The 25032-nt window shown below is 61.4% G+C and carries 25 protein-coding genes; 19 read left to right on the plus strand and 6 right to left on the minus strand.

Going from position 1 to position 25032, the window contains the following annotated elements:
- Positions 1-100: 100 nt before the first annotated feature.
- Both R8L07_18155 and R8L07_18160 read right to left on the minus strand, forming a co-directional pair.
- Positions 101-1075 (minus strand): DMT family transporter, encoded by a 975-nt coding sequence (locus tag R8L07_18155; protein MDW3207462.1) that lies wholly within the window; start codon positions 1073-1075, stop codon positions 101-103.
- Positions 1072-2262, minus strand: coding sequence for an acyl-CoA dehydrogenase (locus tag R8L07_18160; protein MDW3207463.1), 1191 nt, complete (start codon positions 2260-2262; stop codon positions 1072-1074). The genes R8L07_18155 and R8L07_18160 overlap by 4 nt, the downstream gene beginning before the upstream one ends.
- 155 nt (positions 2263-2417) lie before the next feature.
- Here R8L07_18160 and R8L07_18165 point away from each other — a divergent pair, with 155 nt between their 5' ends.
- The gene (locus R8L07_18165; protein ID MDW3207464.1) at positions 2418-2714 is read left to right on the plus strand and encodes a hypothetical protein; all 297 of its coding nucleotides are present in this window, start codon (positions 2418-2420) and stop codon (positions 2712-2714) included.
- Positions 2715-2735: 21 nt separating this feature from the next.
- Here the strand turns inward: R8L07_18165 and R8L07_18170 are convergent, their stop codons facing one another.
- The gene (locus R8L07_18170) at positions 2736-3194 is read right to left on the minus strand and encodes a MucR family transcriptional regulator (protein ID MDW3207465.1); all 459 of its coding nucleotides are present in this window, start codon (positions 3192-3194) and stop codon (positions 2736-2738) included.
- Positions 3195-3869: 675 nt separating this feature from the next.
- Here R8L07_18170 and rpiB point away from each other — a divergent pair.
- From rpiB to R8L07_18260, 18 genes are all read left to right on the plus strand, one after another.
- Positions 3870-4331: a ribose 5-phosphate isomerase B gene (gene rpiB / locus R8L07_18175; GenBank protein ID MDW3207466.1), complete on the plus strand. Its 462-nt coding sequence runs from the start codon at positions 3870-3872 to the stop codon at positions 4329-4331.
- Between the two features lie 82 nt (positions 4332-4413).
- Positions 4414-5724: a serine hydroxymethyltransferase gene (glyA, locus tag R8L07_18180; protein ID MDW3207467.1), complete on the plus strand. Its 1311-nt coding sequence runs from the start codon at positions 4414-4416 to the stop codon at positions 5722-5724.
- Positions 5725-5803: 79 nt separating this feature from the next.
- On the plus strand, positions 5804-6271 hold the full coding sequence (nrdR, locus tag R8L07_18185) for a transcriptional regulator NrdR (GenBank protein ID MDW3207468.1): 468 nt from the start codon (positions 5804-5806) through the stop codon (positions 6269-6271).
- Positions 6272-6280: 9 nt separating this feature from the next.
- Positions 6281-7411: a bifunctional diaminohydroxyphosphoribosylaminopyrimidine deaminase/5-amino-6-(5-phosphoribosylamino)uracil reductase RibD gene (gene ribD / locus R8L07_18190; protein MDW3207469.1), complete on the plus strand. Its 1131-nt coding sequence runs from the start codon at positions 6281-6283 to the stop codon at positions 7409-7411.
- Positions 7381-8259, plus strand: a complete 879-nt coding sequence (locus R8L07_18195; protein MDW3207470.1) for a M23 family metallopeptidase — start codon at positions 7381-7383, stop codon at positions 8257-8259. Before ribD ends, R8L07_18195 begins: the two co-directional genes overlap by 31 nt.
- Before the next feature lie 94 nt (positions 8260-8353).
- Positions 8354-8587 carry a DUF465 domain-containing protein gene (locus R8L07_18200; GenBank protein ID MDW3207471.1) on the plus strand — a complete coding sequence of 78 codons (234 nt, stop codon included), beginning with the start codon at positions 8354-8356 and terminating at the stop codon, positions 8585-8587.
- A 122-nt stretch (positions 8588-8709) separates the two neighbouring features.
- Complete coding sequence (locus tag R8L07_18205) at positions 8710-9315, plus strand: riboflavin synthase (protein MDW3207472.1); 606 nt, start codon at positions 8710-8712, stop codon at positions 9313-9315.
- A 7-nt stretch (positions 9316-9322) separates the two neighbouring features.
- Entirely contained in the window at positions 9323-10477 is a 1155-nt protein-coding gene (ribB, locus tag R8L07_18210; protein ID MDW3207473.1) for a 3,4-dihydroxy-2-butanone-4-phosphate synthase, read from the plus strand.
- A 21-nt stretch (positions 10478-10498) separates the two neighbouring features.
- The gene (gene ribH / locus R8L07_18215) at positions 10499-10948 is read left to right on the plus strand and encodes a 6,7-dimethyl-8-ribityllumazine synthase (protein ID MDW3207474.1); all 450 of its coding nucleotides are present in this window, start codon (positions 10499-10501) and stop codon (positions 10946-10948) included.
- Between the two features lie 12 nt (positions 10949-10960).
- Positions 10961-11452, plus strand: coding sequence for a transcription antitermination factor NusB (gene nusB, locus R8L07_18220; GenBank protein MDW3207475.1), 492 nt, complete (start codon positions 10961-10963; stop codon positions 11450-11452).
- Between the two features lie 5 nt (positions 11453-11457).
- The gene (gene thiL / locus R8L07_18225) at positions 11458-12435 is read left to right on the plus strand and encodes a thiamine-phosphate kinase (protein ID MDW3207476.1); all 978 of its coding nucleotides are present in this window, start codon (positions 11458-11460) and stop codon (positions 12433-12435) included.
- 72 nt (positions 12436-12507) lie between these two features.
- Entirely contained in the window at positions 12508-12945 is a 438-nt protein-coding gene (locus tag R8L07_18230) for a flagellar basal body-associated FliL family protein (GenBank protein MDW3207477.1), read from the plus strand.
- Between the two features lie 117 nt (positions 12946-13062).
- Complete coding sequence (ggt, locus tag R8L07_18235; GenBank protein ID MDW3207478.1) at positions 13063-14658, plus strand: gamma-glutamyltransferase; 1596 nt, start codon at positions 13063-13065, stop codon at positions 14656-14658.
- Positions 14659-14812: 154 nt separating this feature from the next.
- A complete protein-coding gene (locus R8L07_18240; GenBank protein ID MDW3207479.1) occupies positions 14813-16081 on the plus strand; it encodes an MFS transporter in 1269 nt (422 codons plus the stop codon).
- Between the two features lie 76 nt (positions 16082-16157).
- The gene (gene parC / locus R8L07_18245; GenBank protein ID MDW3207480.1) at positions 16158-18389 is read left to right on the plus strand and encodes a DNA topoisomerase IV subunit A; all 2232 of its coding nucleotides are present in this window, start codon (positions 16158-16160) and stop codon (positions 18387-18389) included.
- A gap of 11 nt (positions 18390-18400) precedes the next feature.
- The gene (locus tag R8L07_18250; GenBank protein MDW3207481.1) at positions 18401-18799 is read left to right on the plus strand and encodes a DUF6314 family protein; all 399 of its coding nucleotides are present in this window, start codon (positions 18401-18403) and stop codon (positions 18797-18799) included.
- A gap of 28 nt (positions 18800-18827) precedes the next feature.
- Positions 18828-19196 carry a cupin domain-containing protein gene (locus tag R8L07_18255; protein MDW3207482.1) on the plus strand — a complete coding sequence of 123 codons (369 nt, stop codon included), beginning with the start codon at positions 18828-18830 and terminating at the stop codon, positions 19194-19196.
- A gap of 72 nt (positions 19197-19268) precedes the next feature.
- Positions 19269-19883 carry a biotin transporter BioY gene (locus R8L07_18260; GenBank protein MDW3207483.1) on the plus strand — a complete coding sequence of 205 codons (615 nt, stop codon included), beginning with the start codon at positions 19269-19271 and terminating at the stop codon, positions 19881-19883.
- A gap of 58 nt (positions 19884-19941) precedes the next feature.
- On the opposite strand, the gene R8L07_18265 is transcribed toward R8L07_18260, so the two are convergent.
- The 3 genes from R8L07_18265 to R8L07_18275 all read right to left on the minus strand — a co-directional run bounded on the left by R8L07_18265 (position 19942) and on the right by R8L07_18275 (position 24992).
- Positions 19942-21738, minus strand: a complete 1797-nt coding sequence (locus tag R8L07_18265; GenBank protein MDW3207484.1) for a TRAP transporter large permease subunit — start codon at positions 21736-21738, stop codon at positions 19942-19944.
- Positions 21738-22256 carry a TRAP transporter small permease subunit gene (locus R8L07_18270; protein ID MDW3207485.1) on the minus strand — a complete coding sequence of 173 codons (519 nt, stop codon included), beginning with the start codon at positions 22254-22256 and terminating at the stop codon, positions 21738-21740. Before R8L07_18270 ends, R8L07_18265 begins: the two co-directional genes overlap by 1 nt.
- A gap of 63 nt (positions 22257-22319) precedes the next feature.
- Complete coding sequence (locus R8L07_18275; protein MDW3207486.1) at positions 22320-24992, minus strand: TRAP transporter large permease subunit; 2673 nt, start codon at positions 24990-24992, stop codon at positions 22320-22322.
- Positions 24993-25032 lie beyond the last annotated feature (40 nt).

Raw genomic sequence — 25032 nt, forward strand, 5'->3', positions numbered from 1 at the left:
CGATAGTCAGGCAGCGAGTTACATACGAATATCGAGATGCGGAAGCAAGGTTACGCATGCCCCAATGCTGCACCTACCGTCGTTGCGGGTTGCAAATATGTCACCGTTTGAGGCGCCGCACCATCTGATCCAACGGCAGAACCGTCGCAAGGCCGAAGGTGATCAGCAGCAGTCCTGCCAGTTCGACCGGACCGAAGGGTTCGCCGAGAAACAGAAAACTCAGAACCTGGCTCATCATCGGGACGGTAAGGACTGCAATGGAGGCAAATGCCATATCCGTCAGTTTCAGGATCATCGACCAGCACCACAGGCCAAATGCCTGACTGATCACGGTGACACCTGCTGCGGCCGCGATGACCGGTGCGGAGACGGTGGCGACCCATCCGGTGTCTTCAGACCCGAGAGCGAGCGCCATGAGAGGAAGCGAGCCGAGGACAAACTGCCATGCGACGAGCGTCGTGACCGGGGTCTTGAAGTTGAACTGTTTCTGAAGTGTCGAGCCCACGCCCCAGGTCAGGGCGGCGAGAAGTATGGCGACGATTCCGACGGGAAAGCCGGCCTGCCCTGCGGCGCCAAGGTCATCCCAGGCAAAAACAAGCACGGCGCCAATTCCCGCTGCGACTCCCACGCAGCGCCGGGTGGTCAGCCGTTCCTTCAGGAACATGACACCGATCACGAGGGCCCATAGCGGCATCGTATAGGCAAGGAGAGCGGCCCGGCCGGCCGGGAGATACGTCACCGCCAGGGCCGAGAGGAAAAACCATAAGGAAACGTTGACCCCGGCGCAGAGGATGACCTTGCGCGCTTCTCCCGCGGCGGGGCGCAGGGCCAGTCCGGTTGCTGCGGCGACACAGAGCATGATGGTGCCGGCGCAGGCCGCAGATCCGGCCCGGAAAGTCAGGAGGGGAATTTCGGTCAGAGTCAGCTTCATCAGGGGCCACATCGCGCCCCAGGCGAAGGTCAGGCAGATCAGCAGGACCCAGGCCGTGCCGGGAACCGCGCGGGGGGATGCCCCGGCGGCCGCAGCCGCCGGGACGTCACTCTCCGCAGGGGGCGGTACCGCCGCCCGTGTCACATGAAGGCCTGAATGCCGGTCTGGGCACGCCCCAGGATCAGGGCGTGAACGTCGTGCGTGCCTTCATAGGTATTGACGGCTTCCAGGTTCATGACGTGGCGAATGACGTGATACTCGTCCGAAACGCCGTTTCCGCCATGCATGTCGCGCGCCGTGCGTGCGATTTCCAGCGCCTTGCCGCAGCTGTTGCGCTTGATGAGCGAAATCAGTTCGACCGGGCACCGGTCCTCGTCCTTCAGGCGACCGGCTCGCAGGCAGCCCTGAAGGCCCAGCGAGATTTCGGTCTGCATGTCCGCCAGCTTTTTCTGGATCAGCTGGTTGGCAGCCAGCGGGCGGCCGAACTGCTTGCGGTCCATCGTATAGCTGTGCGCCTGGGTCCAGCAGAACTCCGCCGCGCCCAGCGCGCCCCAGGCAATACCGTAACGGGCATTGTTCAGGCATCCGAAAGGACCTTTCAGGCCCGAGACGTTCGGCAGCAGGTTTTCTTCCGGAACGAACACCTCGTCCATCATGATCATGCCGGTGATGGAGGCCCGAAGCGAGAACTTGCCTTCGATCTTCGGCGTCTCGAACCCTTTCATCCCGCGTTCCAGGATAAAGCCGCGGATCACGTCGTCCTCGGTCTTGGCCCAGACAACCGCCACATCGGAGATCGGGGAGTTGGTGATCCAGTTCTTGGACCCCGACAGCTTGTAGCCGCCGTCGACCTTCTTGGCCCGCGTGACCATGGAGCCGGGGTCGGAACCATGATCCGGCTCGGTGAGGCCGAAACAGCCGACCCACTCACCGCTGGCGAGCTTCGGCAGAAACTTGCGGCGCTGTTCTTCGGACCCGTAGGCGTTGATCGGGTGCATGACCAGCGACGACTGTACCGACATGGCGGAACGATAGCCGCTATCCACGCGTTCGACTTCGCGCGCAACCAGGCCGTAACTGGTGTAGTTGACGCCGGCACCGCCATATTCGGGGTCGACGGTCATGCCGAGAAGGCCCAGGGCGCCCATTTCGGTCATGATTTCGCGATCGAACTTCTCGTGGCGGTTCGCCTCGAGAACCCGCGGCATGAGCTTGTCCTGGCAGTAGTCTCTGGCCGTGTCGCGGATCATCCGCTCTTCTTCGGTCAGCTGATCTTCCAGAAGGAACGGGTCCTGCCATTCGAAATGCGCACGGCTCTGTCGGTCGCTCATGGTTGTTTCCTCAATCGGTTCTCGGGTCAAACTGCATGCCAGGTGGCAGTGCTACGCCGGTCTGTCCAAGGTGTAAAGATTTATTTTAAGCTTAAAATAATTTCCGGACGCAGCAACTGCTTGGACAGGTGCGCGACGCATCCTAGAATGTCGTTATGAGCCAACCTGTCCCGCCCAACAATAGAACAATTCTGCCGCAAGGGGCCCTGATCGAATTTGTCGTTCAGGGGAGCTATGTGAAGGTCTCCGCCGTCGATCCGGTTACCTATATCGAAGTTTCGATCGTCGGCGACCCGACGGCAGGGGAGAAAGTTCTGACGCAACAGGTTTTGCGCAAGCTGGAACGCATTGTTTACAAAAGAAAATATGACAAGGAAACACTGGGGCGTGAGGCCGACAAGGTCGTGCCGCGCGGAAAGCGTCAGGAGTTTCCGAGTGGATGGGATTTATAAGTCTGACGACCAGAAACCGGTTCAGCCGCGGCCACCGCGCCCGGTCGTTTTTCCAAGGCCGATCTGTTTGGCAAATTTGGACCGCTGTGCCGCGTAGTTCGGTGCGACCATCGGATAGTCGGGCGGCAGACCCCACTTGGCACGATACTGTTCCGGCGTCATGCCATAGGCGGTCCGCAGATGCCGTTTCAGCATCTTGAGCTTCCGACCGTCTTCCAGGCAGACGATGTAATCGGGCTGAACGGAGTCGCGTATCGCGGCCGTCGTGGTCCGGTTCGCGCGTAGCGGGCGGGCCGGCGTCTTGGGCGGGTCCTGATTCAGCGCGGAAAACTTTCCGAAAACCGTACCGATCACGCCACTGATGTCAGCCTTGGCGACATTGTTATGGCCGACATATGCCGATACGACTTCAGCGGTCATATGCAACAGTTCGCCACGGCTGGCAGACGGCTTGATCTTGCTTTCTTCGCGGCGACTCATCCCCGACGCTCCCCCTGAAGCCTAGGCTTCGCAAATGCCCCGCAGACGAAATATTGATAACAGCGAGGGCAAGCAAAGGAATTTAATCAAACTACCGTAAGTGAATCAATAAAGATTCAGTACAGACCTGTTTTGTCTTGAGAGATGTATTGAGTGTTTTAGATATTACCACAATTTGTTGATGCCGATCCGGCGGATAAATACCATATGGAGTGCCTGCCTAATACTTATTGGACACGCACGGTTTGGGACCCGAGGCAGGTGATGCGAAAATGCACCGCTTCGCAGGGCCTGGGCGACGGATCGATTGCGCTCGAACGGAGGCAGTTCCGCCGAAACGGGCTCGCGTCGCGTGTCGAGCGAAACCGATTGGATTGAAAGAAATACTATTTTTAACAATTAGATGATTAGTAATATTAATTTTAATTGTTTGTTGATGGACCTAATGAATTGTTTTTTATGGTATAAGGTAATTTGGATTTGCCGGGTTCATACCGTTGGGGCGTTTGGTTCAACACTATCCATTGGGGGAGAGGGCTGGCGAGCCCACATCATTTTCGCTGATTTACGGGTTTGAGGTGTGTTTGGCTGGAATTTCCCAGAGGGCTATGATACATCCCGCCCAATCCTGCCGATAGAGGCTTTCTGCCAGAGACTCGAAAGGGGTTTGTTCGGGTGTCCGATCCATCAAAAACCGTCGTTCTTGCCAGCGATCATGCCGGCCTCGGCATGAAGCGTGCCTTGGTGCCTGTTCTGGAAGAAATGGGCCTGACCGCGTTGGATCTTGGTACGGATACGACAGATAGCGTCGATTACCCCGATTTTGCCGATCGGCTGGCGGACGCGCTGGCACAGGGCCGTGCGGAACGCGGCATTCTTGTATGCGGCTCGGGCATCGGCATTTCCATCGCCGCCAACCGGCATAAGCATGTCCGGGCAGCATTATGCCACAATTCGACCGATGCGCGGCTGTCGCGTCAGCACAATGACGCAAACGTCATTGCTTTCGGCGCGCGCACGATGGGCGACGAAGTGGCGAAGGAGTGTGTTAGGGCGTTCCTGACCACGGGCTTTGAGGGAGGGCGGCATGAACGCCGCGTCTCCAAGATGTCGCCCGGCCGGCCGGGTTCCGCTTGAGACGGCGTTCGCTTGTGACCTATGGCCCGTCCCGCGTAGACCTCGGGCGCGGCGGACCGCAACGTGGAAGGACCCTGAGGATATGAGTACTGCAGAGAAACAAGAACTTTACGGTTACACCGGTTTCTTCGACGCGAGCCTGGAGGACAGCGATCCTGCGGTTCATGCCGCGCTTGAAGACGAACTGCGCCGCCAGAATGACGGGATCGAACTGATCGCGTCGGAAAACATTGTCAGCCGCGCCGTTTTGCAGGCCGTCGGCTCCGTGAATACCAACAAGTATGCGGAAGGCTATTCCGGCCGTCGCTACTATGGCGGCTGCGAACATGTGGATGTTGTCGAGACCCTCGCAATCGAACGGGTCTGCAAACTGTTCAACTGTCAGTTCGCGAATGTTCAGCCGCATTCGGGCGCCCAGGCCAACCAGGCGGTCTTCTTTGCGTTGCTGCAGCCGGGAGACACCTATCTGGGCCTGTCCCTGGCATCGGGCGGACATCTGACCCATGGCGCGGCCCCGAACCAGTCGGGCAAATGGTTCAACGCCGTCCAGTACGATGTGCGGGCGGAAGACCACCTGATCGACTTCGATCAGGTAGAGCGATTGGCGAAGGAGCACAAACCGAAGCTGATCGTTGCCGGTGGATCCGCCTATCCGCGCATTCTCGACTTCAAGCGTTTCCGTGAGATCGCCGATTCCGTCGGCGCCTACCTGATGGTCGACATGGCGCATTTCGCCGGTCTGGTCGCGGGCGGTCATCATCCGAATCCGCTGGAATACGCCCATGTCGCGACGTCGACCACACACAAGACCCTGCGCTGCACGCGCGGCGGCATCATCCTGACCAACGACGAGGCTCTGGCGAAGAAGTTCAACTCCGCTGTGTTCCCCGGTCTGCAGGGTGGTCCGCTGATGCATGTCATCGCCGGCAAGGCGGTTGGCTTCGGCGAAGCGCTGCGCCCGGAGTACAAGGCCTACACCGGTGCAATCGTCCGAAATGCCAAGGTGCTGGCGGGAACGCTGATCGAGGGGGGCCTGGACATCGTGTCCGGCGGTACCGACACGCATCTGATGCTGGTCGACTTGCGGCCGAAGGGGCTGACCGGCAACATCGCCGAGAAGAGCCTGGAACGGGCTGGCATTACCTGCAACAAGAACGGCATCCCGTTCGATCCGGAAAAGCCGATGGTCACCAGCGGCATTCGACTGGGCACGCCGGCGGCGACGACCCGTGGCTTCGGGGAGGCGGAATTCCGCGAAGTGGGGCAGATGATCGTCGAAGTGCTGGACGGACTGGCACAGAATCGGGAAGACAATAGCGCGGTCGAAAATGCCGTGCACGCGCGGGTGAAGACCTTGTGCGAACGGTTCCCGCTATACGCATCGGCTTACTGAGGCCTTGCGAAGCGGTGGTTAACGAGACCCGGGACGGGACCGGCCCGTCCCGGGCGCTTACACAAGGGGCGGTGAAGCGATGAAATGTCCGTTCTGCGGTCACGACGACACCCAGGTTAAGGATTCCCGGCCGACGGAGGACAATTCCGCGATCCGCCGGCGGCGGATGTGCCTGAACTGCGGGGCGCGTTTCACCACTTTCGAACGCGTTCAACTGCGCGAACTGACTGTCGTGAAGAAGAACGGTCAGCGCGAGCCGTTCGATCGCGACAAGCTGATCCGCTCGATGCAGATCGCCTGCCGCAAGCGGAATGTCGAGCTGGATCGCATAGAGCGGATCGTGAACTCCATCGTCCGGCGCCTGGAAAGTTCGGGCGAAAACGAGATTCCGGTCTCCACGGTCGGCGAGATGGTCATGGAAGCGCTGCTGCAGCTTGATCAGGTCGCCTATGTGCGATTCGCGTCCGTATACCGGAATTTCCGTGAGGCGAAGGATTTCACCGATTTCGTCCAGCGCGACGTTTCGCGGCTCGAAGACGAAATCTGATTCCGGGCCATGGCCCTTCCATCTCACCGCACAGACGACGCACGCTGGATGCGTGCGGCGCTTTCGCTTGCGCGGCGGGGCCTTGGCCGGGTCGCACCCAATCCGGCGGTCGGCTGTGTTCTTGTCAGGGACGGTCGGATCGTCGGGCGGGGCTGGACCCAGCCTGGGGGGCGTCCGCACGCAGAAACGGAGGCACTGGCACGGGCGGGAGACGCTGCGCGGGGCGCGGTCGCCTATGTGACCCTGGAACCTTGTTCCCATACCGGCCAGACCGGACCTTGTGCCGATGCGCTGATCGCTGCCGGTATCGTGCGGGCCGTCGTGGCAATGCCCGACCCGGACCCCCGCGTGTCGGGTCGCGGTCTGGACCGATTGCGGGCATCCGGCATTGACGTGACCTTGGGCCCAATGGAGACGGAAGCGGCACGACTGAATGCCGGGTTTCTGTCCCACAGGTTGCGCGGCAGACCCATGGTCACCCTGAAACTGGCAACCAGTCTGGACGGCAAGATCGCCACAGCGAGCGGCGAAAGTCAGTGGATCACGGGTCCGGAAGCCCGCGCCGACGCCCATCTTCTGCGGATGACCCATGACGCCGTTCTGGTCGGCATCGGCACGGCTTTGGCGGATAATCCGTCCCTGACCTGTCGGTTGCCGGGGATAGACGCCAGGGGCCTACGGGTCGTCCTCGACAGCCGGGGACGCCTACCGGCCGATGCTGCACTGTGCGACGGAACCGTTCCCACACTGCAGATTGTAGGGCCACAGCCGCAAATGCCGACCCCGCCGGGTGTCAATCGCCTTTCCGTCGGCCTCGGCAAGGATGGTCGTCTGGATCCGGCAGAATGCCTGTCCGCGCTTGCGGAAGCGGACGTTACCCGCGTGATGATCGAAGGCGGCGGGTCGGTTGCGGCATCTTTCCTGGCAGCGGGCTTGGTCGACCGTGTCGTCTGGTACCGTGCACCAATCGCGATTGGCGGCGACGGTCGGGACGGTGTGGCCGCATACGGCCTTGACCGCCTGTCGGATGCGCGATCTTTTCTGCCTGTTTCGGTCCGCACAGTTGGGGCGGATCGTGTCGAAACCTACGAAGCGGGGGATTTTTCGGCATGGCGCGAATGGGGTGGTTCAGCGCTCTAGTTCTGTCCGCCACGGCCCTGGCAGCCTGTCAGTCCAACGGAGGACTGAGCGGCCCGATGACGACGTCGGGGCAATGCTGGTGGGGGCACACCTGCTTCGATGTTTCAAAAACGGCGGACAGGCGTGTCGCCAGAATCGTGCTGGATTACAAAGGGTCCGAAGAACCCTTCACGGTTCGGATCCGAACGGACGTCTCCGGGATGGAAGGTACCTGGGTCGAGCGGGAAACTTTCGTCCTGAAAGACCCTCATCGGGTGGAAATCCTGAATGTCCGTGCCCGCGCGACCGGATCCTGGGACTGGCGCTGGCATTTCGACCTGCATCCGGGGGCGATGCCGGCAGCCCATGACGACAACAATCTGTATCGGCTGCCGTATCGCGACGGCGAGACCTATGAGGTCATTCAGGGGTATGGCGGCGATTTCAGCCACATGGGCGACAACTTTCATTCGATCGATTGGGCTATGCCGGCAGGGACGGAGGTGCTGGCGGCCCGGGGCGGCGTCGTGGTGGCGGTCCGGGGGGACTCGAACCGGAAGGGGCAGGGCTGGGACAACCACATCATCATCCGGCATGACGATGGAACCTACGCCTGGTATCTGCATCTGAAATACGACGGCGTGACGGTCGAAACCGGGCAGATCGTGCAGTCCGGCGACCTGATCGGACTTTCCGGGGATACCGGGTTTTCGTCGCGACCGCATCTTCACTTTCAGGTCTCCTCCCTGTCGCCGGACCCGGACGTCTTCTACAGGTCCTTCCCGACCCAATTCTTCACGTCGCGCGGCGTGGTGTCTCAACTACAGGAGGGCGGGCGGTATACCGCCGAACCGCTGCCTTCCGGCTGACCCCACTTTGTTGACATGGCGCAATGCGGGGCAGCGCCCCTGGTCGTAGTCTCCACATTATAGATTTCGAATTTTGGGTAAGGAGATGCAGCCAATGACGCACACGCCCCACGAACTGATCCAGGAATTTCCCGAATGCGGCGACCGGATCCACTTTCTCAAGGAACAGGATGGTCATTTCAGAGAACTGGCGGACAGCTACCATGAACTGAACCGCGAAATTCATCGCGGTGAGACGGATGTCGAACCGATGGGCCAGTTTCATCTGGAAGAACTGAAGAAGCGCCGGCTCGCTCTGCTGGATGAAATCGGCGGATATCTGCGTTGATCCGAGCGGCGCCGTCCTGTCGTACTCTGCTCTGAAAGAGTCGCAGTCTTGGTTTGCCTTATCGGGTGATAAGCGTAATACATCGGCCGATTTGGCACCGAGACAGGAAAGTGGGGCCGCCCATGTTCACCGGCATCGTAACGGACCGCGGACGGGTTTCCGCGCGACAGGATCGCGGGGATACGCGCTTCGTGCTGGAAACAGCCTATGAGGTCGAAAGCATCGATCTCGGGGCCTCGATCTCCTGCAACGGTTGCTGCCTGACCGTCATCGAAACCGGGCGCACTGCGGACGGGCAGGGGTGGTTCGCGGTGGAGGCCTCGACCGAAACGCTCTCCAAGACCACGCTCGGCGCTTGGCAGGCCGACACCCTGGTCAATCTTGAACGGGCGTTGCGCCTTGGCGACGAACTGGGCGGGCACTTCGTTCTGGGGCATGTCGACGGTGTGGCAGAGATCGTTTCCCGCGCCGAGGAAGGGGATAGCATCCGCTTCACCTTCCGCCCGCCGCCCGCACTCATGAAATACATCGCACCAAAGGGGTCAGTGGTTCTTGATGGAGTATCGCTGACGATCAATGAGGTCGAAGGCGATACATTCGGGGTTAACATCATTCCCCATACATCTGCGGTTACCGGATTTGGCGCAGCCAAGGCCGGAGACCGCGTAAACCTTGAGGTCGACGCGCTCGCCCGATATGTTGCGCGCCTTCTCGGGAAGGAAGGGTAAGGCCCTGATGAGCAAGGACGAACTCGCAACGGTATCGAAGCAGGACATTGCCCGGGCATCGGGCGATCTGGCGTTTCTGTCACCGATTGAGGAAATCATCGACGAGGCGCGGAACGGTCGGATGTTCATTCTGGTCGATGATGAAGATCGCGAGAATGAGGGCGATCTGGTCATTCCGGCGCAGATGGCGACGCCGGAGGCCATCAACTTCATGGCGAAGTATGGTCGCGGCCTGATCTGTCTCGCCCTTCCGGGAGACCAGGTGTCACGCCTGGGCCTGGAACTGATGCCGCAGAAGAACGCCAGCCGTTTCGGGACTGCCTTCACGATCTCCATTGAAGCGCGGGAAGGTGTTACCACCGGTATTTCCGCCCCTGACCGCGCCCGCACCATCGCGGCGGCCATTGCGCCTGATGCGACGCCCGCGGACATCACGACGCCGGGCCATATTTTCCCCCTTCTGGCGCGCGATGGTGGCGTTCTGGTGCGCGCCGGCCACACCGAGGCGGCAGTCGACCTGTCGCGTTTGGCCGGGCTGAATCCGTCCGGCGTGATCTGCGAGATCATGAATGACGACGGCGATATGGCGCGCCTGCCGGATCTGATCAAATTCGCCCAGTATCACGGCCTTAAGATCGGTGCGATTGCGGACCTCATTGCCTATCGCCGGCGCTATGATCACATCGTGGAGCGCTCGGAATCGACCACGCTGGAATCCGTCCATGGCGGCGCGTTCGATATGCACGTATACGTCAATCAGATTTCCTACGCCGAACATGTGGCCCTGGTGAAGGGGGACCCGACGGAGGGCGGACCTGTGCTGGTGCGCATGCACGCGCTGAACGTTCTGGATGATGTCCTGATGGACAAGGTCAGCGGCAAGGCGGGGGATCTGCAGAAGGCGATGGATCGGATCGGAGAGGCGGGACGCGGCGTCGTCGTCCTGATCCGCGAGCCGCATGCGAAGGCCCTGTCCGACTGCGTCCGTGTACGTGAGAACAAATCTGCCGGTGGCGCGGAACTGCGTGACTACGGCATCGGCGCCCAGATCCTGACTGACCTGGGCGTAAGCGAAATGATTTTGCTGTCCAACACGGAGAAGACCGTGATTGGCCTGGACGGCTATGGCTTGAAGATCGTCGATCGCCAGCCGCTGGATTGATCGCGAGATAAGGAAAAGACAATGCCCCATATTCTGGTGGTAGAGGCGCCGTATTATGCGGACATCACCGAAGAACTGACCCGCGGCGCCCTGGCCGAACTGGATGCGCAGGGGGCGACCCATGAGCGCGAGACGGTGTTCGGGGTCTTTGAACTGCCGGCCGCCATTTCCATGGCAAAGTCCGTGCGGAACGCCGATGGCACGCCGAAATATGATGGTTACCTGGCGCTGGGCTGTGTCATCCGGGGTGAAACAACGCATTACGACTATGTCTGCAACGAAAGCGCCCGGGGCTTGATGGACCTGTCGGTGCGCGATCATCTTGCGATCGGGTATGGCGTATTGACGGTCGAGAACGAGGATCAGGCCTGGGCCCGGGCGCGCGTGAATGAAAAGAACAAGGGCCGCGATGCGGCCGCGGCCTGCCTGCGGATGATCGAAATGCGTCGCGGCTTTGGCCTGTCGATCTGATCGGGACGAGAGATGAGCGGAAAATCCAGCAATAAGCCCAGCCGCGCAACACGCCGCCGCGCCGCCAGATTGGCCGCGGTGCAGGCCCTGTATGACATGGAAGTGTCCGGCCACAATGCGCTGCAGGTCATAGACAGTTTCCGTCTTCGCGGGGGTACGGCGGATCTCGACGGGGAAATGATCCTGGCCGACGGGGAATTCTTTACCGAACTGGTTCGCGGCGTCAGCGCATCGTCGGACGATCTGGACAGCATGATCGCATCGGCGATCGATTCCAGCCGCAAGGTGACGTCCCTGGAGACGGTCCTGCGGGCAATTCTGCGTGCCGGCGCCTATGAAATGTCGCGTCGGGACGATATCGATCCGCCTGTGGTCATCAGCGAATACCTGACCGTGACGGCCGCATTCTACGATCCGGCGGAAACGGGTTTTGTGAACGGCATTCTCGACCGTCTGGCCAAGGTCCTGCGCGGCGACGATCTGCCGGACGCGGATAACGGCTGACGGCGATGTCGGGCGGCGCGGGCGGATCGGGCGAATTCGACCGGATCGCGACCTATTTCGCGCCGCTGGCCCGCGGCTCGGAAGCATCCCTCGGACTGACCGACGATGCTGCTTTGCTCTCCATACCGGAGGGGATGGAGCTGGCCGTCACCGCCGATACTCTGGTCGAATCCATCCATTTCTTCGGGGACGAGCCCGCCGACGCCCTGGCCCAGAAATCGGTCCGGGTGAATCTTTCCGATCTCGCGGCCATGGGTGCGAAACCACACGGATATTTCCTGTCGATCAGCCTGCCCGGCCGGATTGACGACGAGTGGATTGCAGCCTTCTGCAAGGGACTGGAGCGGGATCAGGCGGCTTTCGGATGGCACCTGATGGGCGGCGACAGCACATCGACGCCGGGGCCGATTTCCATTGCGGTCACGGCGCTGGGACTGGTGGAGAAGGGGCGCGCGCTGCGCCGGTCGGGCGCACGGCCTGGTGATGCGGTCTTCGTGTCCGGCACGATCGGCGACGGATTTCTGGGACTGTTGGCTGCACAGGGACGTCTGCCCTATGGACCGGAGGCGGAGGCCGTCCAGCAGCGTTATCACAGGCCGGAGCCACGCGTTTCCCTGGGCATGGCGCTGGCAGGAACGGCCCATGCGGCGATGGATGTATCCGATGGTCTTGTTGCCGATCTGGCACATATCTGCGCGGCCTCCGGGGTCGGGGCGGAGGTCGACGCGCGGTCCGTCCCCCTTTCCCAGGCGGGCGCGGAACTGCTGGCAGGGGCGCCGGATCTTTTCCCGGAGATTCTGACCGGCGGTGACGATTACGAACTTCTGGTCACCGGGCCGGAGGATGCGATCCGCGCCGCCGCAGCGTCATGCGATACGCGCCTGACCCGCATCGGGGTAATCCGGGAAGAGCCGGGTGTGGCGGTTCGCGATGGCGACGGGAATCTGCTGGAGTTTGCGCAGACCGGTTTTCGGCACGGCTGAACGCTATTTATTTCAATAGTTTGCTGCATCGCGTAAACTCCCGCCGGGTTGAATTGCTGCGGGTCCCCGCTGATGAAGAAGTTACTGATCATTCTGCTCTTGCTGCTGATTCTCGGCGGTGGCGGCGGCTATTACTATTTCTTCATCCTGGCGGCGGAGCAGGAAAGTGCGGAACCCGAACCACCCCCGCCGCCGGACAATCGATTCGTGGAAATGAAGTCGCTGCGCATTCCGGTCATGCGCGGGGGCGTCGTCGTGAACTATGTCGTTCTGCACCTCACCCTGGAGACGGTCGGCGCGGATAACGAGGAACTGGCGCGTTCGCTCCTGCCGCGCCTCAGAAATGCGTTCCTGACCGATCTGCATGGCTATTTCGCAACGGTATCGGTCGAGGATCGATTGATGGTCAAGGCCCTGAAAAGGCGACTGCAAATCATCAGCAACAGGGTGTTGGGCCCCGGTACGGTCAATGAGGTTCTGATCCAGAAGGCGTTCAAGCAGAAAGGGTAGGCGGGGCCGTGTTGCCGGGCGGTATTACCAATTTGCGCTAGCCTTCCGGGGCGAACGGATTATTGTCAGGTCCGTCACGCCCCATGTTCATCTCTGAAAAACCGGGACTGAAAACCGATGAGAAATCTCGAGCTTCCGGGCCGTTCGCCCGTTCATGCCCCCAACGCCATGGCGTCCACGTCGCATCCGCTGTCGACCCAGGCGGCAATCCGAATTCTGCTTTCGGGCGGCAACGCGATGGATGCCGCTATTGCGGCCTGCGCCGTGCAATGCGTCGTGGAGCCGGGATCGACGGGAATAGGCGGTGACAACTTCTGCCTCTATGCGCCGCAGGGCGGGGATGAGATCATCGCCTTCAACGGCTCCGGCAAGGCACCGAAGGCGGCCAATGCCGCCTGGTACAAGGAGCGCGGCTATACCGAGATTCCTCGCGACGTTCATGCCGTCACGGTCCCCGGCGCCGTCGATGCCTGGTGCAGACTGCATGCGGATCATGGGAAGTTGCCCTTCGCTGAGGTGCTGGCGCCCGCGATCGGATATGCCTGTGACGGATTCCCGATCTCTCCGCGGGTCCATCGCGACTTTGCAGCTGAGTTCGACCTGATTTCCGCGGAACAGTCGACCGCCGAGGCCTATCTCATCGACGGGAAGGTGCCAGCCGTCGGTGCGCGTCTGGCGCTGCCGAAGCTGGCGGCGACGTTGCAGAAGATCGCGGATCAGGGGCGCGCCGGCTTCTACGCCGGGGATGTCGCGGACGACATGGTGTCCTATCTGCAGTCCAAGGGCGGCCTGCACACGACGGAGGATTTTTCGGCCGTCAAAGGTGACTACGTTACGCCGATATCCGCCGAATATCGTGACATGACGGTTTGGGAATGCCCGCCGAACGGCCAGGGGGTTATCGCCCTGCTGCTGATGAAGGCCATGGCGCGGATCGAGGCGGATCGGGCAAAAGGTCCGATCACGGCGGACCGCATTCATTACGAAATCGAAGCCTGCCGCATGGCCTATCGGGCGCGAAATCTCTATCTGGCCGACCCGGCCTTCGCAGATGTGCCGGTCGATGCATTGATGTCCGACGCCTATGCCCAGTCGATTGTGGATGCCATCGATCCGCAGCGCGCCGGCGACCCGCCGAAGGACCTGGCCCTGCCGAAACATCGCGACACGGTTTATATCACCGTTGTCGACAGCGACCGGAACGCCTGCAGCTTCATCAACACCCTGTTCTACGGCTTCGGCAGCGGCCTGACCGCCCCGCAATCGGGTGTGCTCCTGCAGAACCGCGGTATGGGCTTCTCGCTGGAGGAGGGGCATCCGAACGTGATTGAGGGCGGCAAGCGCCCGCTGCACACGATCATTCCCGCCATGGCGACGCGGGACGGCAAGGCGACCCTGTCTTTCGGTGTGATGGGCGGTCATTATCAGGCGATGGGACAGGCCCAGTTCATGAGCCGCCATTTCGACTACGGCCAGGATATCCAGGAAGCCATGGATACGCCGCGTTTCATGCCCGATCCGTTCAACGGGGAGGTCGAGATGGAAGGCGCCGTTCCGGAGGAAATCCAACAGGAACTGCGTGCCAGGGGCCATCGTCTGGTGACGCCGCGTGCCCCGGTCGGCGGATCCCAGGCGATCGAGATCGACTGGGAGCGCAATCTCCTGACCGCTGGGTCGGACCCGCGCAAGGATGGCTGCGCCATCGGCTACTGATAGGGCACGGTGGCGCGGTTTGCGCGCTTTCAGGCCAAAAATCCTGTGACGGTTTGAGGCCTTGGCCCGACCGGTCGACAGGCGTATTCAGGAGACGAAACGAATTCGTCCGGCATCCGCGCGCCGGCTGATCTGAGGTGAAAGGACATTTCCGATGGGGATTGAGACCGGCACGGGCGCGGGAATTCTGAAGGATCCATCCAAAAGGAACACACTGCTTCTCTGCGCGGCCCTTGCACTCAGCAATACCGGCGCAGTTCTGGTCATGACGGTGACGGCCCTGTCCGGCGCCTATCTTGCACGGGAAGGGGTGACTTACTGGCTGCCGCTGATCGGGGAGTTCCCGGAAAAGGCACTGTCGACGCTGGCTTTGTCGATGATGTTTGTTGGCACTATGGCCTCCGCGCCGCCGGCGGCACTTCTGATGGCACGGATCGGCCGCCGCGCGGGCTTCACCATCGGCCAGATGATCGGTGTCGGCGGGGCTGCGCTTTCCGTCCTGGCGCTGGTGGAACAGCATTTCTGGATGTTCTGCGCCGGCGGATTCCTGATCGGCGTTCACGCGGCGTTCTGGCAGCAATACCGATTTGCGGTCGCAGATACGGCCTCGGAGGAATTCCGGCCGAAGGCGGTCTCCTATGTCATGATCGGCCCGCTCGCTGCAGGGATTTTCGGCCCGGAAATCGCTCTCTATTCCAAGGACCTTCTGGCGCCGGTCCAGTTTGCCGGTGCTTATGGTGCGATTGCGGTCCTGTCGCTGTGTGCCATGACGTTGCTGCAGTTCATTCGGATCCCGACACCGCCGCGGCGGAAAAAGGGCGACAGTAGCGGCCGACCGTTCAAGGAACTGGTACGACAGCCGAAATTTGTCATCGCGGTGCTTGCCGGCATGGTGGGGTATTCCACGATGTCTTTCCTGATGACGGCCACGCCGCTGGCGATGATCGATTGCGGCCATGTCTTCGACGATGCGAAATTCGTTATCCAGGGACATGTCATCGCAATGTTCGCCCCCAGCTTCTTCACCGGCAGTCTGATCGGCCGTTTCGGTGCGCCGCGCATTATCCTGACCGGTGCGCTGTTGTACCTGTGCTCGGTCGCGATCAACCTGACCGGCGTTGAGGTCGCCCAGTTCTTTGCCTCTCTGGTTCTGGTCGGCGTGGGTTGGAACTTCATGTTTGTCGGTGGCACGACCATGCTGACGGAATTCGCCGGCGCGGAGGAGAAGGCCAAGGTGCAGGGCGTGAACGACTTCCTGGTCTTCGGGTCGGTGACGATCGCCAGTTTCCTGTCCGGCGCGCTGCAGCAGGCCTATGGCTGGGAGGTTGTCACGCTGACCATCGCCGGTCCGGTCATCCTTGCCGGTGCCTGCGTTCTGTTCCTTCAGGGTCGGGTAAACCGCCATGCGGTAGCGGCGGAATAAGGCGCAATCGTTCTACGATATCTTGCGCTTCCGGTGCCGGTGAATACAATATCCGGTGAAGCCTGAGGAGATTTAGATGTCCGAAGATACTGCGGCGCAGGATGTCCGCCCGACCCCGCTTGCGGACGCGTTGAGCACCCGTTACCTGGCCTATGCCATGTCCACCATCACGTCCCGGTCCTTGCCGGACGCGCGGGATGGGCTGAAGCCGGTTCACCGGCGGCTGCTCTATGCGATGCGCGAACTGAAGCTGAACCCGGATTCCGGCTTCAAGAAATGCGCGCGCATCGTCGGGGATGTGATGGGTAAGTATCACCCGCACGGCGACAATGCGATTTACGATGCCATGGTGCGCCTGGCCCAGGAATTCGCGGTGCGATATCCGCTGGTCGACGGCCAGGGCAATTTTGGCAATGTCGACGGCGATAACCCGGCGGCCATGCGCTATACCGAAGCGCGCCTGACGCAGACCGCGAACCGGCTGCTGGCCGGTATCGACGAGAATGCCGTCGACTTCCGCGCGACCTATGACGGTGAGGGGGCGGAACCGGTCGTTCTGCCCTCCGCCTTCCCGAACCTTCTGGCCAACGGCGCCGCGGGAATCGCTGTGGGTATGGCGACCTCCATTCCGCCGCACAATGTGGCGGAGCTGTGCGACGCCCTGGGTCACCTGATCAAGCACCCCAACGCGTCCATTCAGAAGCTGACCGAGTTCGTGCCCGGACCGGATTTTCCGACCGGTGGCATCCTGGCGGAGAGCGCCGAAGCGATTGCCGAAGCCTATGCGACCGGTCGCGGGTCCTTCCGCATTCGCGCCCGTTGGGAAGTCGAGAAGCTGAAGGGCGGTCTGTGGCAGATTGTTGTGACGGAAATCCCGTATCAGGTTCAAAAGTCGCGACTGATCGAGCGGATCGCCGAACTGATCCAGGACCGCAAGGTGGCGATCCTGGGGGATATTCGCGATGAATCCGCAGAGGACGTGCGCATCGTCATCGAACCGAAGTCGCGCAATGTCGAGCCGGAAATGCTGATGGAAAGTCTGTTCCGTCAGACGGATTTGGAAACCCGGTTCGGCCTGAACATGAACGTCCTGGTCGAGGGCGGAAAGATCCCCAAGGTCGTCAATCTGCGCGAGGCGTTGCAGGAATTTCTGGATCATCGTCATGACGTGCTGATCCGCCGAAGCGAGCATCGGAAGGAGCAGATCGAGCGCCGGATGGAAATTCTTGAAGGCTACATTGTCTGCTATCTGAACATTGACGAGGTCATCCGGATCATCCGCGAGGAGGACCATCCGAAGCAGGTGATGATGGAGCGTTTCGGGCTGACCGAACTCCAGGCGGAATCCATCCTGAACATGCGGCTGCGCAGCTTGCGCAAGCTGGAAGAGTTCGAAATCCGCAAGGAGCGTGAGGCCTTGGCGGAGGAACTTGCCGCATTGGTTGATCTCCTTGGTAACGAGGAATTGCGTTGGAAACGCGTCGCGGAAGAAATTCGCGACCTGAAGAAGGCCTATGGTCCGGAGACCGAGCTGGGGCGTCGCCGCACCGAAATGGGTGAGGCACCGAGCGCTGTCGTGGTGCCGCTGGAAGCCATGATCGAGAAGGAGCCCGTTACCATCGTCTGTTCGGCGAAGGGCTGGATTCGGGCCATGAAGGGGCATCTGGGGCCGGATGCGGATATCAAATACAAGGAAGGCGACAGCGGTCGTTTCGTTCTGCCGGCCCAGACGACGGACAAGCTTCTGGTTTTCTGCAGCAATGGGCGTTTCTATACGCTTGGGGCCGACAAGTTGCCCGGCGGCCGGGGCAATGGGGAGCCGTTGCGCCTCATGATTGACCTGCCCAACGATCATGAGATCGTGTCGATCTGTGTCCATGATCCGGAGCGCCGCCTTCTGGTCGCGTCCTCCGACGGCCGCGGTTTCGTCGTCGCCGAAAAGGACGTGGTTGCCCAGACCCGGAACGGCAAGCAGGTCCTGAACGTCAGTGGCAAGGTCGAGGCTGCGATCTGCCGGCCGGTCGGCGCCACGGATGACAGTGTCGCCGTGATCGGCAAGAACCGGAAGCTGCTGGTTTTCGGTCTCGACGAACTGCCGGAAATGGGACGTGGCCGTGGGGTAATGCTGCAGAAGTATCGCGACGGCGGCCTCAGCGATATCAAGACCTTTACCCGGTCGCAGGGATTGTCGTGGCAGATCGGTGACCGGACCCGCACGGAAACGGACCTGACGACATGGGTTGGCAAGCGTGCCGCCGCGGGTCGCATGCCGCCGGCCGGGTTCCCGAGGTCCAACAGGTTCGATTGACCCTCAAGGCAATGACCATCGATCCCACCGGCCGCTGGCGTTTGAACCGGCTGGTGGCGGATGGCGTCGCGCGTCGCCTTGTTCGCGGCAGCGGCGTGCTGGTGGCCACACCTGGATCCCCCGGCACATGGCGTCTGGTCGAAACACTGACATTCGACGGGTATGACGGCCGGCGCGAATCCCTCTGGCGGATTTCCGGGGATTCCCTGGATATCTGTTATGCCGACGGTGCGCCCCTGGTCCGTTTTGATTTGGAGTTGGCGCGGCCGGACGCCGTGCATCTTTGCGCACCGGATCGCTATGAGGCGCGGCTGAGAAACGGATTCCCGGACCGGTTTGCCCTCGGCTGGCGTGTCGTCGGACCGCGCAAGGACTATGCCATGGTGACGAATTACCAGCGTCTCGGCTAGACTGTCCCGAAACCGGACGGGGATGGACATGAAGCTTGGTATTCAGCACGCGAAAGACGGTCACTTTGACGACAAGGGGCTGCGTTCCTTCTTTCAGTACAGGGACTTGGGCATCGATGCCGCGACCGACGGCCGTTTTCATGCGCAGGTGATCCGCGCGGCTGAGGCCTGCACGAATGGAACCGGTCGACACACCCATACCCTGGATTTTCAGATGGTCTACGTGCTGAAGGGCTGGGTGAAGTTCTGGTACGAGGGCGAAGGGGAGGTCGTGCTGGAGCAGGGCGCCTGCGTGCATCAGCCTCCGGGAATCGCGCATGAACTGATGGCCTGTTCCGACGATTGCGAGATGCTGGAGATCACATCGCCGGCGGTGTTTGAAACACATGACGCCTAGGGTTTTATCGGCTATAAGCGCCGTGACCCCAACAAATCAACAGACCACAGTGCAGCAAAGGGAGTTGCAGATATGTCCAATGCGGTCGCAACTATGCCGACTCTGGCCGACACGCTCTGGCGTGCAGAAGGTCAGGCCCGGTGGGTTCGAAATGCGGTCCTGATCCTCGCCGGTTCCGCCCTGATGGCGATTGCCGCCAAAATCAATGTTCCGATGATCCCGGTGCCGATGACGATGCAGACCTTCGCGGTTCTGGTCATCGCGATGGCTTATGGCTGGCGTCTGGCCGGCGCAACCCTTCTGGCCTATCTCGCCGAAGGCGCTGTCGGGATCCCGGTTTTCGCGGCCGGTGGCGGCCTGGCCTATATGGCTGGCCCGACGGGCGGCTACCTGGTCGGCTTCTTCGTTGCCGCCGTTACGGTCGGCTGGCTGGCTGAGCGCGGCTGGGATCGCGGTCCGGTCGGCACGTTTGCCGCCAACACGATCGGCACCTGCCTGATCTTCCTGTTCGGCGTTGCGTGGCTGACCTATCTGGTCGGCATGTCCGGTGACAAGACGCTCGCGGAAGCCTTTGGCGTTGCCGTTGCGAACGGCGTGACGCCCTTCCTGATCGGTGCGGTTACCAAGATCGCTCTGGCGTCCATCGCATTGCCGCTGGCGTGGAAGACGTTCGGCAAGTTGCGCTAAGCGCCTGTCAAAAGCGTGAGTTTCGGGAAAGGCCCGGCCGCTGTGCCGGGCCTTTTCCTTATCCGAAGATGAGTTTGGGAAGCCAGGTGCTGAGCCCGGGCCAGATCCAGATCAGCACGATTGCGGCGATCTGAAGCCCGATAAAGGGCACGGCCCCGCGATAGATGTCCTGGGTCTGCAGTGCCGCCGGTGCCACGCCGCGCAGATAGAACAGCGCGAATCCGAAGGGCGGGGTCAGGAAACTGGTCTGAAGGTTCATCGCCATCAGGACACCCAACCAGATCGGGTCGATCTGTCCGGTCATCAGCAGGATCGGCGCCACGATGGGAACCACAACCAGCGCAATCTCGACGAAATCGAGGAAGAAGCCCAATACGAACATGACGAGCATGACGGCTAGCAATGCCCAGAACCCGTCGCCCGGCAGGCTGCGTAACAGGCCGGCGATCAGGTCGTCACCGCCCAGCCCGCGAAACACGAGGCTGAAGAGCGAGGCGGCGATGAGAATGGTGAAGATCATCGCCGTGATCTCGACGGTGCGGCGGTTCACATAGGGAAGAATACCGGCCGCGTGGCAGCGCCGAAAGGCGATGGCGATGCCCCATGCCGAGATGAGGCACAGCAACGCCGCCCCCGCCATGGCGATCGAGGTCAGACCGCCGCCATTCCCGCGAAGGTCTACGGCCAGGATCAGGCCCGCCAAAGCGATCAGGGACAGGCCCGCACAGTTGATCGGCATCTTCCCGCCCGGATCCAGACGTGCGGCGACGCGGCGCACGGCAGCGATCCGGGATAGCATAGGCAGGCCAAGGGCGCCGATGCAGGCAAAGAGCCCGGTCATGAAGAAGAACTGTCTTGTTCCGGCAAACAGGACGGCCCCCAGGATTGCACCCGCCAGAAATCCGCCGATCGTCCACCCCAGCTTCGTTGACTGCGGCTCTTCAGGGTCTGGATTGCCGGACATGGCCTGGGTGTTCCGCGCAGCCAGCAATGTCGCACCGACCGCGCCCACGGCTGCGGCTTCCCCCGGCGGCGCGATGCCAAGCAGGATCGATCCCAGAACGGCCAGGATCAGCAGAAGCGGCGCGACCAGCGCATTCAGGATGGCTATCCAATCTTGCGGATCGTCGGTCTCTTTCGTCGGGGGCAATGCTGCCGGGGTCAACGCGCCGCGGGCGAGCAGATAGGCAATGAACAGTCCGACGAGAAGCAGCCCAGGCAGCAGCGCACCGGCAAAGAGATCTCCGACGGACACGGCTTGCGGGGTAAAGTCCATGTTCCCCTCGGCCCAGGCCTTCTGCTGCAGATGGCTTTGCGCCTCCTGATAGGCTGCTGAAATCTGATCGCCCAGGATTACCAGAACGATTGAAGGCGGTATGATCTGACCGAGAGTGCCAGCAGCACAGATCGTGCCCGCCGCCAGCGAGGGAGCATAGCCGCTGCGCAGCATGGTCGGCAGCGAGATCACCCCCATGGCAACCACCGTGGCACCGACGATACCGGTCGACGCCGCCAGCATTGCACCGACCAGGACAACTGCGATGGCCAGCCCTCCTGGCAGACGGCCGAACAGCCCGCTCAGCGCACGCAGCAGGTTTTCGGCAACCTGACTGCGTTCCAGCATGACACCCATATAAACGAACATTGGGACCGCGATCAGCGTTTCATTTGAGATCGCGCTGCCGAAAATCCGGGCCGGGAGATTGCCGATGAGGCCTTCCAAACCGAACAGTTGGCCGAGAAACGAAAACAGCAGCGCGATGCCGGCCAGCGTGAACGACACGGGAAACCCCGCCAGCAAGGCACAGCAGGTCGTAGCCAGCATCAGGATGACGAGTAGGGCCGCCGGTTCCATCAGGCCTGTCTTCCGCACATCAGGTGCAGGCAATGCCGCAGCGCATTCGCGCCGCCCTGCAATAGGAGCAGTATCGCGAAGAGCGGGATTGTTGTCTTCAGGACAAAGGTCAGCGGCAGCCCGGTGATTTCGCGGGAGCCTTCCAGAATCTGCCAACTGCTGACCGTGTAGGGCAGGGAGAGAATGAGGAGCACCAGGGCGAAGGGGATAAGCATCAAGACCGAGCCGGCAAGGTCGATCCAGGATTTCTGCCTTTCCGTAAGTCCCCGATAGACGAGGTCGACCCGAACATGCCCGTCGCGCAGCAGCAGATAACCGGCCGCCAGCATGAAGATCATGCCGTGCAGATACAGCACGATGTCCTGAACCAGGATCAGGTTCTCACCAAAGACGAAGCGCATGAAAACGGCGCCGAACTGGATGACGACCATGAAGGTCGCCATCCAGCCCGCGGCAATGCCAATGGCGCTGTTCAGCCTGTCAATCGCACCCGATATCCGGTCGACGAGTGCTGCCATGGACGTCTCCCTGTCCGGACAGGCGGTCCGCCGTACCGGTTATCGGCTACGTCAGCTCCCGGATTAGAAGTACAGCGAAATGTCCCTGTGTCCGGAGTTGCAGGTGGCGACGTAAAGCGCAACGTTGCGGGGCAGGCGTTCCTGCTGACGCAAACCGATCGTATCGGAAATCGTTGCGATGTAAGTGTCAACCTCGGCCAGCAGCCGTTCGGAGACCGCGCTGCGCCAGGCCACTTCCTGGTCGAGAATCTGAAGGGCTTCCTCCAGCTTTGCCATGGCTTCCTGCGGGTCCGGAACGTTGGATCCCCCGGACCGCATCGTACGGCGTGCCTTCGACAGGGCAGAGCGGATATCACCGGCATTTTCGACATCGCCGACACGGGATTCCACATCCTTGAACGCGTCGTCCAGGGCATCGCCCTCGGCGGTGCGAATGACCTCCTCCAGTCCAGAGACATCTCCACGAAGCGCCTCGAGTCGTTCACCACCGCGCAGGATGCGGGCAAAGACGACCATAGGCTCATATGCGCTGTCGACGGTTCGGCGATAGGCACCGGAGGCCTTCTTCTCTTCCATTACGACGGTCTTGAAGGTCTTTTGGGCCTCTTCCCAGTTCGACGGGATGGACGCCGTCAGGGCCGCGCGTTCCGCTTCAAGCTCTTCCAGGTCGGCCTTCGCCTTCGCAATTCCGCTTTCGTCGTCCGGGCTGTTACGCTCGAGGCGGGACAGTATCCGCTTGGTGTCTTCGAACTTCTCGGCATTGTCCGCCAGTTCACGTTCGATGGCGCGCACCTGCCGTTGCAAAGGCTGGTAGGCGGGAGCCGCGGTGTCGATGGCTGCACTTGCGGCACGGGCGGCTTCCAGCTCGGCTGGTGCTTCCGACGCCAGCTTCAATGCGCCCAGGACATCACGTGCGACATCCTTCGGCACGTCGGTCATATCCCAGTTCTGTGCCGATGCGATTGCCGCCCGAATGGCGTCGCCGTTCTCGTCGAACTGTTCGGAGATGTAGTCCTCGATACAGGCTTGCAGACGGGGGTTGGCCGGCGGCGGCGCTGTTTCGGACAGAAGCGACATGCGCAGCGGCAGATAGTTCACAAGTGCCGGGTTTGCGCCGACGATCACCAGGGCCAGCAACTGCAATGCGATGAAGGGAATGACCCCCTTATACATCTGAACCGTCCGGACCACAGACGGGGCGACCCCGCGCAGATAGAACAGAGCGAAGCCGAAAGGCGGTGTCAGGAAGCTGGTCTGGATGTTCAGGCCAATCATGACGCCGAGCCAGACCGCCGTCACGTTGGCGGACGGGTCGGCCAGCAGGATCGGGGCAACGATGGGCACGACAACCACGGCGATTTCGATGAAGTCCAGGAAGAAGCCCAGGACGAAAATGACCGCCATGACGATGATGAACTGGGTCCAGAAACCGCCGGGGAGGCCGTGCAGGAATTCCTTTACCAGTTCTTCGCCGCCGAAGCCACGGAAGGCAGCGGTCAGCATGGCGGCGCCGAGGAGAATGATGAAGACGAGAGAGGTCGTCTTGGCGGTCTCGATGAGAACGCCCTGCATCGTGTTGTCGATCTTGAAGGAACGCCAGCCGCTCCAGACGACGGCAATCAGGAACAGCACCGTCGTGATCGATGCCAGGATGACGCCCAGCAAATCCGTGTTGTTCTGAATCGCCTTGATGTTCACGTTGAACACCGACGTGATGATCAGGGTCAGGGCAATGGAGACCGAGGCGAGGATCGCGGGCCAATAGGCGCGCGGACGACCTTCGTAGAGGCGATAACCGGCCATCACCATGGCACCCACAGCGCCGACGGCACCGGCCTGGTTGACGGTCGCGATGCCGGAAATGATGGACCCGAGAACCACGAAGATCAGGGTCAGCGGCGGCACCAGGGCCAGCAGGATCTTGGCCAGAAACTTGCGGTCATACTTGCCTTCGAACGGCACCGGCGGCGCGATGTCCTTCTTCAGGAAGGCGACCACCAGAATGAACACCATATAGACCGCTACCAGCACCAGACCGGGCAGCATGGCGCCCATGAACATGTCGCCGGCACTGGTGGAGACGACGCCGAAATCGCTCGGCATCGAGAATTCGCCGGTGGCCTGCTTGTACATGGCCTGGCGGGCCGTGCTGGCCTGATCGACGGCGTTGGAAAGCTGGTCCGCCAGAATGATCAGAACGATTGACGGCGGAATGATCTGTCCCAGTGTACCGGAGGCCGCGATCGTACCGGTCGAAAGCCAGTTGGCGTAATTGTTCCGCATCATGGCGGGCAGCGAAATCAGGCCCATCGCGACGACGGTGGCGCCGACGATGCCGGTGGTGGCGGCCAGAAGGGCGCCGACAAAGACAACGGAAATGCCCAGACCGCCGCGGACCGGGCCGAAGAGCTGCGCCATGGTGATCAGCAGATCTTCTGCGATCTTGGAGCGCTGCAGCATGATCCCCATGAACACAAACAGCGGAATGGCTATGAGAGTGTCTCGTTCGACCTCCCAATAGACCCCTCTGAAGTTCGTGACGCCCGCGCTCAGCCAGTTGCTGGCGCCGCCCTGGGCGAAGTAGACGTCGGGAGAGCCTTCGACCAGATAGCCGGTGAGGGCGGCAATCGCGATGGTCAGAATTGCCGCGCCGGGCAGGGAGAAGGCCACCGGGAAACCCGAAGCCAATGCGCCTGCCATCAGGACGATCAGGAGGAGTAGAAAAAACAGTTCCATGGGCTTAGCTCTTTATCTGACCGCTTTGCCGCGGGATTTT

Source organism: Alphaproteobacteria bacterium, assembly GCA_033344895.1.
Classification (GTDB): domain Bacteria; phylum Pseudomonadota; class Alphaproteobacteria; order UBA8366; family Aestuariispiraceae; genus Pacificispira.

Excerpts from the sequence above, each read along its gene's own strand:
- R8L07_18160 (MDW3207463.1), bottom strand. The coding sequence starts at position 2,262 with ATGAGCGACCGACAGAGCCGTGCGCATTTCGAATGGCAGGACCCGTTC.
- R8L07_18165 (MDW3207464.1), top strand. The coding sequence starts at position 2,418 with ATGAGCCAACCTGTCCCGCCCAACAATAGAACAATTCTGCCGCAAGGG.
- R8L07_18170 (MDW3207465.1), bottom strand. The coding sequence starts at position 3,194 with ATGAGTCGCCGCGAAGAAAGCAAGATCAAGCCGTCTGCCAGCCGTGGC.
- glyA (MDW3207467.1), top strand. The coding sequence starts at position 4,414 with ATGAGTACTGCAGAGAAACAAGAACTTTACGGTTACACCGGTTTCTTC.
- nrdR (MDW3207468.1), top strand. The coding sequence starts at position 5,804 with ATGAAATGTCCGTTCTGCGGTCACGACGACACCCAGGTTAAGGATTCC.
- ribD (MDW3207469.1), top strand. The coding sequence starts at position 6,281 with ATGGCCCTTCCATCTCACCGCACAGACGACGCACGCTGGATGCGTGCG.
- R8L07_18195 (MDW3207470.1), top strand. The coding sequence starts at position 7,381 with ATGGCGCGAATGGGGTGGTTCAGCGCTCTAGTTCTGTCCGCCACGGCC.
- R8L07_18200 (MDW3207471.1), top strand. The coding sequence starts at position 8,354 with ATGACGCACACGCCCCACGAACTGATCCAGGAATTTCCCGAATGCGGC.
- R8L07_18205 (MDW3207472.1), top strand. The coding sequence starts at position 8,710 with ATGTTCACCGGCATCGTAACGGACCGCGGACGGGTTTCCGCGCGACAG.
- ribB (MDW3207473.1), top strand. The coding sequence starts at position 9,323 with ATGAGCAAGGACGAACTCGCAACGGTATCGAAGCAGGACATTGCCCGG.
- ribH (MDW3207474.1), top strand. The coding sequence starts at position 10,499 with ATGCCCCATATTCTGGTGGTAGAGGCGCCGTATTATGCGGACATCACC.
- nusB (MDW3207475.1), top strand. The coding sequence starts at position 10,961 with ATGAGCGGAAAATCCAGCAATAAGCCCAGCCGCGCAACACGCCGCCGC.
- thiL (MDW3207476.1), top strand. The coding sequence starts at position 11,458 with ATGTCGGGCGGCGCGGGCGGATCGGGCGAATTCGACCGGATCGCGACC.
- R8L07_18230 (MDW3207477.1), top strand. The coding sequence starts at position 12,508 with ATGAAGAAGTTACTGATCATTCTGCTCTTGCTGCTGATTCTCGGCGGT.
- ggt (MDW3207478.1), top strand. The coding sequence starts at position 13,063 with ATGAGAAATCTCGAGCTTCCGGGCCGTTCGCCCGTTCATGCCCCCAAC.
- R8L07_18240 (MDW3207479.1), top strand. The coding sequence starts at position 14,813 with ATGGGGATTGAGACCGGCACGGGCGCGGGAATTCTGAAGGATCCATCC.
- parC (MDW3207480.1), top strand. The coding sequence starts at position 16,158 with ATGTCCGAAGATACTGCGGCGCAGGATGTCCGCCCGACCCCGCTTGCG.
- R8L07_18250 (MDW3207481.1), top strand. The coding sequence starts at position 18,401 with ATGACCATCGATCCCACCGGCCGCTGGCGTTTGAACCGGCTGGTGGCG.
- R8L07_18255 (MDW3207482.1), top strand. The coding sequence starts at position 18,828 with ATGAAGCTTGGTATTCAGCACGCGAAAGACGGTCACTTTGACGACAAG.
- R8L07_18260 (MDW3207483.1), top strand. The coding sequence starts at position 19,269 with ATGTCCAATGCGGTCGCAACTATGCCGACTCTGGCCGACACGCTCTGG.
- R8L07_18265 (MDW3207484.1), bottom strand. The coding sequence starts at position 21,738 with ATGGAACCGGCGGCCCTACTCGTCATCCTGATGCTGGCTACGACCTGC.
- R8L07_18270 (MDW3207485.1), bottom strand. The coding sequence starts at position 22,256 with ATGGCAGCACTCGTCGACCGGATATCGGGTGCGATTGACAGGCTGAAC.
- R8L07_18275 (MDW3207486.1), bottom strand. The coding sequence starts at position 24,992 with ATGGAACTGTTTTTTCTACTCCTCCTGATCGTCCTGATGGCAGGCGCA.